The 10,974-nt window shown below is 66.4% G+C and carries 11 protein-coding genes; 3 read left to right on the plus strand and 8 right to left on the minus strand.

The genetic code is table 11. The annotated features are described in order from the left end of the window. On the plus strand, positions 1–1,120 hold a 1,120-nt coding region (locus A5744_RS21335), incomplete at its 5' end, for a DUF2156 domain-containing protein (protein ID WP_139331444.1). 21 nt (positions 1,121–1,141) lie between these two features. Here A5744_RS21335 and A5744_RS21340 read toward each other — a convergent pair. From A5744_RS21340 to A5744_RS21370, 7 genes are all read right to left on the minus strand, one after another. Then, positions 1,142–1,771 (minus strand): Type 1 glutamine amidotransferase-like domain-containing protein, encoded by a 630-nt coding sequence (locus A5744_RS21340; RefSeq protein ID WP_076064370.1) that lies wholly within the window; start codon positions 1,769–1,771, stop codon positions 1,142–1,144. Next, positions 1,768–2,469 (minus strand): glycoside hydrolase, encoded by a 702-nt coding sequence (locus A5744_RS25140; protein ID WP_240563138.1) that lies wholly within the window; start codon positions 2,467–2,469, stop codon positions 1,768–1,770. The genes A5744_RS21340 and A5744_RS25140 overlap by 4 nt, the downstream gene beginning before the upstream one ends. A 57-nt stretch (positions 2,470–2,526) precedes the next feature. Then, entirely contained in the window at positions 2,527–3,771 is a 1,245-nt protein-coding gene (locus A5744_RS21350) for a hypothetical protein (protein WP_240563139.1), read from the minus strand. 23 nt (positions 3,772–3,794) lie between these two features. After that, entirely contained in the window at positions 3,795–4,535 is a 741-nt protein-coding gene (locus A5744_RS21355) for an esterase (protein ID WP_240563140.1), read from the minus strand. 46 nt (positions 4,536–4,581) lie between these two features. Continuing rightward, positions 4,582–5,238: a hypothetical protein gene (locus A5744_RS21360; RefSeq protein WP_076064371.1), complete on the minus strand. Its 657-nt coding sequence runs from the start codon at positions 5,236–5,238 to the stop codon at positions 4,582–4,584. Then, a complete protein-coding gene (locus A5744_RS21365) occupies positions 5,238–6,143 on the minus strand; it encodes a hypothetical protein (protein WP_076064372.1) in 906 nt (301 codons plus the stop codon). Before A5744_RS21365 ends, A5744_RS21360 begins: the two co-directional genes overlap by 1 nt. Before the next feature lie 69 nt (positions 6,144–6,212). Further along, on the minus strand, positions 6,213–7,394 hold the full coding sequence (locus A5744_RS21370; protein WP_076064373.1) for a hypothetical protein: 1,182 nt from the start codon (positions 7,392–7,394) through the stop codon (positions 6,213–6,215). 140 nt (positions 7,395–7,534) lie between these two features. Here A5744_RS21370 and A5744_RS21375 point away from each other — a divergent pair, with 140 nt between their 5' ends. Next, entirely contained in the window at positions 7,535–8,899 is a 1,365-nt protein-coding gene (locus A5744_RS21375) for a serine/threonine-protein kinase (protein WP_076064379.1), read from the plus strand. Between the two features lie 23 nt (positions 8,900–8,922). Further along, the gene (locus tag A5744_RS21380) at positions 8,923–10,056 is read left to right on the plus strand and encodes a BTAD domain-containing putative transcriptional regulator (RefSeq protein WP_076064374.1); all 1,134 of its coding nucleotides are present in this window, start codon (positions 8,923–8,925) and stop codon (positions 10,054–10,056) included. On the opposite strand, the gene A5744_RS21385 is transcribed toward A5744_RS21380, so the two are convergent. After that, the coding region (locus A5744_RS21385) for a YihY/virulence factor BrkB family protein (RefSeq protein WP_076064375.1) at positions 10,053–10,974 on the minus strand (922 nt) is incomplete at its 5' end. The genes A5744_RS21380 and A5744_RS21385 overlap by 4 nt on opposite strands.

Genomic DNA, 10,974 nt, shown 5'->3' on the forward strand with positions numbered 1-10,974 from the left:
TTGGGAGTTCTGCGGCGCGGTGTTCTGGGTGATGCTGCTCGCCGGGTTGCTGGTCAGCTTCTGGCGGGCGAGCCGCGTCGTCGACGACGAGGCGCGGACCCGGGCGCGAGAACTGATGGTGACCAACAGCGGCTCCTCGCTGGCCTACATGAGCACCTGGCCGGGCAACGTGTACTGGTTCACCGAGGACGGACGCGCGGCGTTCGCCTACCGCGTGGTGGCCGCCGTGGCGCTGACCACCGGCGGTCCGCTGGGCGATCCGGGCGCACAGGCGGACGCGATACGCGGCTTCGAGCGGTTCTGCGACCGGAACGGCTGGACGGCGTGCATGTACAGCATCACCGAGGAGGTGCGCGACCGCGCGGTGGAGCTGGGGTGGTATGCGGTGCAGGTGGCCGAGGACACCGTGGTGCCGTTGGCCGAGCTGGAGTTCAAAGGCAAGAAGTGGCAAGACATTCGCACCGCGCTGAACAAGGCGGCCAAGGAGGGCATTCGCGCCGAGTGGACGAGCTATCCGGAGGCGCCACTGTCGATACGCGACCAGGTGCGGGTGATCTCCGAGGAATGGGTAGCCGACAAGGGCATGCCCGAGATGGGTTGGACGCTGGGCGGTTTGGACGAGCTCGACGACCCGAGCGTGCGCTGCCTGATCGCGGTGGACGAGCAATGCATCGTGCACGGCATCACCAGCTGGTTGCCGGTCTACCGGGACGGGCAAACGGTCGGCTGGACGCTGGACTTCATGCGCAGGCGGGGCAGCAGTCCCTTCAAAGGCGTGATGGAATTCTTGATCGCCTCTGCCGCACAAAGCTTCCGGGAGGAGGGCGCGGAGTTCCTCAGCCTATCCGGCGCCCCGCTGGCCCGGCTGGCCCGAGGCAATGAGGTCACGGCGTTGGACCGCATCCTCGACGTCACCGGCAAGGCGCTGGAGCCGGTGTACGGGTTCCGCTCTTTGCTCAGCTTCAAGGCCAAGTTCCAGCCCGAGTACCGGCCCCTGTACATGGCCTACCGTGACGCATCAACGTTGCCCTCGATCGGCAACGCGATCAGCCGCGCCTATCTGCCGAACCTTACTGCGCGCCAAGGGATTCGGCTCGCGCGAAAACTAGCCAGGCGATAGTCGACAGCGCATCGCAACTGCTCAGGGGATCGCCACATAGGGACGCCGCAGCGGCTCGACGGTGGAATCCGGGTGCACGATGACCCCGCCACCGGAGGGGATTCCCAGCCCGGTGGCCGCCCCCCGCAGCGAGTGAACCGCGCGCGACAGCCGCGCCCACTCGTCCCGCTCGTCGTGCGTGTCGACGATCATCGGGACGAGGCCGAACACATCGAACAGCTCGATGGATTCCGGCGTCTCGACTATCCCGCAGCGTCCGAGTTGGACGGCGCCGGCTGAAATACCCACCAGGACAGCCCCATTGGCGTGCTGGCCCAAAATCACGTCCTTCATGCCGGTTCTCTCGAACGTGTTCCAGCCGAGGCGCACATCGCCGCCCGCGAGGACGATCAACTGCGCACCCGCCAGGAACTGGCGGTCGTCCGGGCCGAACGATGAATCGATCATGCGCCGCTCGGTGATTCCGATAGCATCCATTGCCGCCTCGAAGATCCCGTAGAACTCCGGACGATCCCCGTTGGAGGCACCGATGTAGGCCGCGGTGAGCGGATGCCGTGTGAATCCGGCGAGGGCCGCCTCGAGGATCAAACGATCCTGCCGTTTCCAGAACAGCAACTGACTGTCCGCCAGCAGATACAGGGGTTGGATCACGCGGGAGGCGTGGGCGTCATGGATGCGATGTAGTAGGTCTCGTGCCCAGTCGGGTATCCGCCGCCGTTGGTGGCGATGTGCACGTGGTCGTAGTGGTTGGCGGTTTCCGATCCGTAGTCGGCCGTCCAGCTTCCCGCGCCGACGCCCGGGTAAATCTTCTGCCGCCAGATCACGTGGTTGATTCCCCATCGCTTGGCATTCGCCAGGGCATACCCCGCGATCTGGTTGCCGAGCTCGATCCCTTCGGGCGTGTGCGGGTTGGGGATCATCACGTCGATCGCCAACCCGTTGGGATGCCACGGCAACGGATCCTGCCGGTAGCCGTAGATGGTCTTGATCTCGGGAAACAGCACGCTGATGACGCGTGCCGCCCAGATGGTCTTGACCTGCAGTCTGTCCTCGGACGCGATACCAGGCGACAGCGGGAACTGGAATTGCTGGGCGGTGGTGGGCGCGGTTGCCGCCAAGGCGGCCAACTGTTCCGCCTCGGCCTGACTGGCGACGTGTGGGGCGCCGGGGGGCGGCGCGGCCGGATCTTTCGGGGTCGCTGAGGGGGTCGCCGTCGGAGTCGCCGCCGGGGGCTGGACGTAGGGCCGAGGCTTGGTGTCTTGGGCATAGATCATCGCCGCGGCGACGACGAGCGAGGCCACGATTGCCAGCCATCGGCCCCGGCCGTTGGCCAACACGTTCGTGCTCACCAGCAGCACTTTAGTGCCGGGTGCGGCGCGTGTGGCGATCTTTTGACGTTGACTCGACTACTTTCGGCCGGGAAAAACGATCGCCTGAGTCACGCTGCCGCCGTTGACGGTCGGCCCCAGCAACGTGCTGAACGTGTTGGTCGCCGGGTCGTAGGCCAGCAGCGAGGTGCCGGGACCGCAGCCGGCCGTGGCCACGAGTACCAGCCTGTCGTCGCTCACGCCATTGACGATCACGCTGCTTGACACGCCGGGCACCTTCACCCGTGTGGCGTGCCCGTCGGACGTCAGGCGGGACAGAAACACGGTGCCGCACCCGCCAATTGACTGCGTGAACGTGCCGCTAGGCAGCTGCCACGCGTCGGTGTCGCCGAGGTCGCCGCTGAATCCGGGATCATTGCCCCCTCCCGAGTTGACCGCCGTGAGTGCGGTCGGCGCCGTGCCGTCGACGGGCACCTGCCAGAGCTGAATCGTGTGTGAAAAACGGTTGTCATCGCTGCAACGTGCGAGAACCACCGTTGAGGTCCACCACCGAACCGGCGAGCACGTGGTGAGGACCCCGGGTACCGGCAACTGTTTCCCGGGCGTCCCGTCGCCGCCCATCAGGGCAAGGCCTTTCGACGAGCCGAGGACCAGCTGCGTGCCATCGGGCGTCGGCAGGGCTCCGCCTTTGTAGTCCGATCCCACGGGATATGTCAGCTCCTGCTCGCCGGAAAGGTCGACGCGTTGAAGCGACGGCCGATCCGGGTAGTGCCCCTTGCCGGTCAGCACGGCGGTGCCGTCGGGGCGCGCGTAGCCGATGGGGCCGCCATCGCCGAGGGCGAGCGTGGTCTGGTTGCCGTTGCGAAGGTCGACGGCAATTGCCGTTTCGTTGTGCGACGACCCGCGTTTGGTCGCGTAAAAGAGGGCGTGGCTCCGGTCCCCGGACCAGTCGAGCAGCCGGGCGGTGGAGCCCGGCGGGAACGTGGTGATCGGGTAGCGCCCCCCGGCCGGGTCGACCAAATACAGCGTCGTGGTGACCTTGTCCGGGTCGGGCCCGTCGGGCGCCCCTTTCTCCCCGGGGCGATGGCTGACGGCCGGGCTCCAAAGGGCAAGCATCCAACCCGGGCCGACCTGCGACCAAGGGATGGTCTCGATCGCGGCCTCGACACCATGAGCCGCCGGCTGTGCCTCCGCCGCCGGTCTGTGCGCCGCGATCGAACCGGTCGACAGCGAGCACCCGGCGGCCAGCACCACCGCCAGTGCGACAACTCCGGCCCGACCGCGCCAGGCGGCGACGCGTCGTCGAATTCCTTTGGAGTTCATGCTGATTCGTTTCCTTTCCTGGGTCAGGCCAGCATTGATGCGAGTTCGATGCGGGGCACTGCGACTTTGTGTGGCCCGGCGTTGTCCTGCACCACTTGGTCTTGGCCGAAGAAGAAGATCACCGTGTCGTCGGTTATCCCGAAGTTTTGATACGTCTTCTCGTCGAGATCGGCGGACGGCGCGTCCAATTCGGCCCGGACGATCGGGTTGAGCACCTCCAACGGCTTTGCCCCGGGTTTGAACAACGTGTCGAATGTGATCGGGACGTGCTTGGCGAGGTCGAAGTTGAACGCCTGGAACGTGGTGTTCGGGTGGCCCTCGTGGGCGAGGCCCGTGTCGTTGTCAATCTTGAGCACCAGGCTTTGGGTGCGGGCGTCCGGTTTTCCCGAACGGTAGGTCTTGGCGGTGACGGCGTACTGATACGCGCGATTGCGCCCACCGCGTGGCCCGAACTTGGCGACCCAGTCGACGAAGCCGTCGCGATTCCGTTTCAGGAACGCGGCCACCGCCGGCATTTCCGGGTAGTCGATCGGAAAGCTCATGTCGATCTTGTAGGTGGGGGTGGCGCTATGGACGTGGCAGACCTTGTCGGGGCCAACGGTCCCGTCGAGATCGGTGCACGCCGATTGCCCCTGCGCCGCAGTCGATGTGGTGGACGTCGCGGGAGGTGCCGTCGCCATGCCGGTGGTCGTGGAACATCCCGACACTGACAGCGCCGCCGTGGCGAGCCCAATCGTCAGGGCTCGGGCGATAGGTTTGATCATGCGCATCAGCGTGCGGGAGAGGCCTTGCGCGATTCTTGCGTGAACCTCACTCCGGTGCCTGAACTCCGTCGTGCTGCATGGTCAGGCCGCCGCAGCTGATGTCGGCCGCCGTGCTCCATGCCGGGTCTTGAACCGATGTCGCGGTGACGGTGTCCGCGCGGCCGATCTTCGCCGTCGCGCCATTCAGGTCAATCTCGGTGCGGCGCACGGTCAAAAGGGGGGTGCCGTAGTCGTCGCGCAGCTGTAGCAATCCGACCAGGTGACGGCCGTCGCCGAGGTCGCTGCAACCGATGCCGTCGCCATTGCCCCTCCGGTGCCCGAGGTCGAACCGGAAGAACGCACCCCGCTGATCGACAACCGGGGTGATGGCGCAGCCGGACACCGCGTAGAGGATGGCCTCTCGGCCGGTGTCGATGATGATCTGGTGGTTGCCGTCCTGTTGGGCGTCGATCAGCAGCGCGGAGCGTCGAAGGGGGCTGGGGCTCTGTATCTTTGCCTGACCGTAGCCCTGGGCGGTGGCGATGCCGACGACAGTGTCGGTGATCCACAGCGTGGCCGGCTGGCCGTAGGCATCGCTGACGTCCTTGCTGGCAGCACCGGGTGGTGGCCCGTTCGGCCCGCACTGCGCGTGCGCGATTGCGGGCGGTGCGATCACGACACCGAACGACGCGATCGCGACGGTGAGGAGGAGCGACAGCTTCATCAGGTCGCCGCAAGTTTGAGCACGCTGTGGTTGCCGATGTCGGTGACGTAGACATTCCCCGCGGCGTCCACCGCCACCCTTACGGGCTGATTGAGGCCGCTGAACGGCAGCACGATCGGTTTGTCCGTCCCGGCCGCCAATTTCAGCACCTGCTTGCGGTCGGCATCGACCACATACACGCTTCCGGCGGAGTCCACCGCCACATCTACGACGCTGCGAACGTCGAACGGCAGCACCGTTTGGATGTCTGTCCCCGCCGCCAGCTTCAGGATTCGCGAGTAGTCGCCCACGTACACGTTTTCGGCGGCATCCACCGCCATTCCGCCGAGGCCGAGGAGGTGAGTGAACGACAACACCGTCGGGGCATGCGACCCCGCCTCCGACTTCACCACGTGAACGGGCACGCAGCACCCGCCGTCGGGGTACACCCCGCCGCCGTCGATGCCATAGGCGCTTCCCGCGGCATCCACTGCAAGGACTTCGCTGCGCAAGCCGAGATTGGGCAACGGCAGCACGGTCTGGGTGTCCGACCCGTCCGACCCGGCCGGCAGCTTCACCAACTGCTGGTGTCCCGCGTCGATGACCCACACGGCGCCTGTCGGGTCCGCCACCAGACCGGCATGAACGAACTGCGGCAACACGGTTTGGGTGTTCGATCCTGCCGGCAGCTTGATCACCCGGGTGGTCACGGTGGGGTGTCCTTTGTCGTCCTGGGAGTGGTGAAGGTCGGCGACGTACACGTTGCCCGCGGGGTCCACCGCCAGATCGCGGGGACTTTCGAGGCCGCTGAATGGGAGCACGGTTTGTCGGGGCACGGACGCCCGCCCGTTGGGTGGAATCGTTGAGCCCGCGTTGTGGGTGCTCATCGAGCAGGCGGCGCCAAACGCGGTAATCGCGATGGTCACCGTTGCTATCAGCAGACGCTTTCTAAGTCGTTGGCGGCGCGCGCTTTTGGTCATGTCGGTGGCCTCTCGCTACTTCTGGCCCGGGTAGGGCACCGCGGTGATGACGCCGCCGCCGTTGACCGGCGGTCCGAGCAGCACCGTCGACGTGCCGGTCGCGGGGTTGTAGTCGATGAGTGCCTGACCGCCACCGCAGCCGGCCCTCGCTTTGAGGTCGAGGTCGCCGCCGTTGACGCCGACCACGACGACGCTGTCGGTTTTCACCTCGGGCACCGACACCTTGGATGTCGTACCGTCGCCATTGAGCTTGGCGAGGAAAACGACGCCACACGCGCCCGCCGCCTGCACGTACGTTCCCGTCGGAAGCTGCCATGCGTTCAAGTCGCCGTAGTCGGGGCCCTGGTGTCCGTCGTTGGGCGCGGTGAGGGCCGTCGGTGGTCCGCCGTCGATCGGCACCAGCCATAGCTGGGACGTGGTGGAGGTACCGCAGCGTGCAAGCGCGATCGTCGAGCCCGCGTCCCACCACCGCAGGGGTGTGCAGTCGCGCTGCCCGGCGATTGTCACCGTCGGGCCGGCGACCCCGTCGTTGCCCATGACGGCGAGGCCAGAGTGCGTGCCCAGCACCAGCCGCGTGCCGTCCGCAGTGGCCAGATACGAGGTGAAGTCCTCGGCCAGCGGGTACGTCAGCTGGTGGTTACCCGCTAGGTCGACGCGTTCGAGCGATCCTGGTCCCGAGCCCTTCCGCCTGGACACCAGCACCGCCTTGCCGTCGGGCCGCGTGTAGCGAGGGGAGCCGCCGTTCTCGGTGGTGAAGGTGGTCTTCGCGCCAGTGCGCAGGTCGACCTCCGTGACGACCGTTCGGCCCTTTTCCGTTGCAGAGAACAGGGCCCGGGTCCCGTCGCCAGACCAGTCGTCCAACGTCGGACTGTAACCGTTGCTGCCCGGCGGCGGGAAGGTTGTGATGGCGTATCGGCCACCGGCCGGATCAACCAAATACAGCGTCGTGCTGGCGGTTTCCCAGGTTGGTGACCCGGGGGGAGGTTTCTCGCCGGTGTGCAAGCCGGGAACCGGGCTCCACACGGCGAGCATCCAACCCGGACCCACCTGCGACCAGGGGACGGTCGAGAGTGGGGCCTCGACGCCATGGGCCGCCATAGGCTGCGAGGGTTCGGCGTGCGCGGCCGGCGCGAGGGCGACTGTCGCAGCAGTCGCTATTGCCGTCAGGGCGAACACCGCGCGGGACGTGATGGTCATATCGGGCTCCTCAGAAACGTGTCCGGGGTCTTGTTGCCCGGTCACGTAGAGGCTGCGGCGGACGCCTTGCGTATTTCTTGCGCGAACCTTTTGCTCACGGGAGATACTGCGTCGGTACCCGAGGAATTGAGGCGGTGGTGGTGGATTCGCGCGTCGGTACGACGTTCGGCAAGTACAACCTCACGCGCTTGCTCGGCAGGGGCGGGGGCGGGGTGGTGTACGAGGCATACGACACCGGCAAAGGGCGGACCGTCGCGCTGAAGATCCTCGCCGACGAGTTCTCGACCAACGACACGTTTCGGACCAGGTTCCAGCGCGAGTCGCAGGCGGCGGCAATGCTGCAAGAACCCCACGTCATTCCGATCCACGACTGGGGCGAGATCGACGGCAGTCTCTATATCGACATGCGCCTGGTGCAGGGGCAGACGCTTCTTGACCTGATCACCGAGGGCCCGCTGGCGCCCGCGCGGGCGGTCGCGATCATCGGTCAGGTCGCCGCCGCACTGGATGCGGCGCACGCCGAGGGATTGGTTCATCGAGACGTCAAGCCGCAAAACATCATCGTCACCCCGGCCGATTTCGTGTACCTCGTCGACTTCGGCATCGCGCAGACCAAGGGGGACCCCCGGCTGACGACCATTGGCACGCAGATCGGCACGCTGAATTACATGGCGCCCGAACGGTTTAACGACAAGGTGACCACGCCCGCCGTCGACGTCTACTCTCTGGCGTGCGTCTTGTACGAGTCACTGACTGGAGACGCCCCGTTCGCCGGTGACAGCCTCGAGCATCTGGTTGCGGGCCACCTCGCCTTGCCACCACCACGACCGAGCGTGGCGAATCGGCGCGTTCCGGCGGCGCTCGACGAAGTCGTTGCCCGCGGCATGGCCAAAGACCCCGACGAGCGGTACGGAACGGCGGGCGCCCTCGCACGCGCCGCGCAGCGTGCATTGGGAAGCCCGTCGGCCGACACGGACGGCACCCGACCGTTCACGGCGGTCGCGCCTCCCCAGCGCGATTCGAGCAGGCACGGGCGCGGGTGGGTGCGGCCGACCGTGATCGCCGCCGGCACGGTGCTGGTTCTCGCCGCGGTTGGTGTGGTCATCGGTCTGTTCGTCTACGGACCGAGCGGGCAGCGGGAGAGCCCGACCGCGCGCGCTGCACTGCCTCCGCTGGTGACCGGACCCGACCTGAGCAGCTTGCACCAGTCCTGCGATCCGGGGTTCTCGTTGCCCACCGATACGGGATTCGGCACCCACGCCGGGCGGGGAACCCCGGAAACGTCATGCCTTTTCACCAACAGCGTGCTGACGTCGTATTGGGCCGAGTACGGCAACGCCAGTCCGCTACCGCGGGCGGTCTCGGCGCCGGGGGCCGTTGACTGCAAGACCGTGCCCGGTGCGCTTTGCAACGGTTCGAATTTCCTCATGCACTGCCAGCAGCACCCGGGAGACAGCTGGATCACGTGCATCGGGGGGAAAAGCGCGCGCGTGTACATGTGGTGAGAGCTGAGGGGACTGCTACCGCGATGGCCCAGGATGATCTCTGGTTCGGGGTGTTAGGGCCGTTGCGGGTGAGCGCCAACGGCACCGACGTGCCGTTGGGCCCCGCGAAGCAGCGGGCGGTCTTGGCCACGCTGTTGATCAATCGAAATCGCACCGTACCGGTTGACTCGTTGATCGACGCGGCATGGGAGGAGAGCCCGCCGCCCGAGGCCCGGGGAAGCCTGCACGCGCACATATCCCGGCTCCGCCGAATAGTGAGCAGCGCCGGTGTTGATCCGGCTACCGCCCTGGCTAGTGCCCCGCCGGGATATCGGCTCAGCGTGTCCGACGAGGCGTGCGATGTCGGCCGCTTTTCCATCGCGCGGAAAGCGGGATTCGAGGCCGCGGCCGCGGGCAGATTCGAACAGGCCAGCGGCCACCTATCGGATGCGCTGGCGGAGTGGCGGGGCCCGGTGCTCGAAGATCTGCGCGACTTTCGATTCGTCGACGCCTTCGCGACTGCACTGGCGGAGGACAAGCTGGTGACGCTGACCGTGCGGGCCGAAGCTGAAATAGCTTGTGGCAGAGCCAATTCCATAATCGGAGAACTCGAATCGCTGGTGGCCGAGCATCCCTACCGAGAACCGCTGTGGGCACAGCTGATGACCGCCTACTACCTGACGGAGCGCCAATACGATGCACTCGACGCTTACGACCGAGTGAAGACTGCGCTCGCCGACGATTTGGGCATCGACCCTGGGCCCACCTTGCAGAGCCTGCATCAGCGGGTCCTTCGCCAAGAGCGGCTGGACGTCAAACACGCGGCCCAGGTAACCGCCAAGCGCGCCGCCCGCACCCTGCAGTGGCGTACCGATTCGGCCCGCGAATCCTCCGCCGCGCATCTGCACGACGCCGCGGGACGTCGTTATCCGTTGCGGGGAGCGGCCACTCGGATCGGCCGACTTTCCGACAACGACATCGTCGTTGACGATGACACCGTTAGTCGCTACCACGCGGTGATCGTCGACACCGGAAACAGCTTTGTCATCACCGATTTGCAGTCAGCCAACGGCGTGGATGTCGCCGGCCAGCGGATTCGCACCAGTGCGACGCTGGCCGATGGTGACCGCATTTGCATCTGTGGCCACGAATTCATGTTTGAGACGGACCGACGCTAGCGCGTGGCCTTGGGACGGCCGTCGCCGAACCTGACGCTGACACGCTGAAAGCCTTTCACGCGTTCGGCTTTGGCCCGTTTGGCGTAGGTCTTGCGATCCGCCGGGGTGAGGTCGGCGTCGTCGGTGAACGGAGTGAGCAACGCCCGGGGGTAAAGCTTTTCCACCAGAACGACATTGATCTCCGCACACAGCACCAGCGTCGAGGACACGAGGAACAGGAAGGCGAGCAGACCGAGGACCAACGCGAAGACGCTGTTGGTGGCGCTGGCCGATTTCACCGTGTGCCCCACATAGCCGGCTCCGAACCACTGCAGGATCTGCCAGATGAAGGCCGCCACAATCGCTCCCGGCAGGACCTGCCGGTAGGTGAGTGCGCGCGCGGTGGTCACGCGAAAAGCCACCAGGCAGATCATCGCGTTGATCGCCACGGCGGCCAGGGCGACGCCGATCCTTCCGAAGACGCCCAGCGACCCGGTAGCCTGGCCGATCGCCGATAAGGCGGTGGCCGTGATGGCCGCCGAGCCGAGCACCAACAGCAGCAGCAAGCTCCGCAGACGTGATCGGAGCGGATCGGGACGCTGGTTCCTCGGGACGGCCCACACAGAGTCCATCGCATTCTGCACCGCCTGACCGACGCCCAGGCCGCCGTAGAGCGCGCCGCCGATGCCGACGATCAACGCAACGCTCCCGCCGCTGAGTCCGTGCGGCTCGTGCAGCTGGCTACCGATGACGGGGAATTGGCTCAACGTGCTCTGCAGTACCTGGTGTTGCAGGGCTGGGTGACCGGCGAGCACCAGCCCGAGGCCGGTGGTCAGGAGAAGCAGCAGCGGGAACAACGACACGAACCCGTAGTAGGTGATCAGCGCGGCGAGGTAACCGCCTTGGTCGTCGAGGTACTTGTAGATGACCGCAATGACG

This window comes from Mycobacterium sp. IS-1264 (genome assembly GCF_001954195.1).
Classification (GTDB): Bacteria; Actinomycetota; Actinomycetes; order Mycobacteriales; family Mycobacteriaceae; genus Mycobacterium.

Bases quoted from the DNA above. Each gene is read 5' to 3' on its own strand.
- A5744_RS21350 (WP_240563139.1), bottom strand. From the start codon at position 3,771: ATGAACTCCAAAGGAATTCGACGACGCGTCGCCGCCTGGCGCGGTCGG.
- A5744_RS21355 (WP_240563140.1), bottom strand. From the start codon at position 4,535: ATGATCAAACCTATCGCCCGAGCCCTGACGATTGGGCTCGCCACGGCG.
- A5744_RS21360 (WP_076064371.1), bottom strand. From the start codon at position 5,238: ATGAAGCTGTCGCTCCTCCTCACCGTCGCGATCGCGTCGTTCGGTGTC.
- A5744_RS21370 (WP_076064373.1), bottom strand. From the start codon at position 7,394: ATGACCATCACGTCCCGCGCGGTGTTCGCCCTGACGGCAATAGCGACT.
- A5744_RS21380 (WP_076064374.1), top strand. From the start codon at position 8,923: ATGGCCCAGGATGATCTCTGGTTCGGGGTGTTAGGGCCGTTGCGGGTG.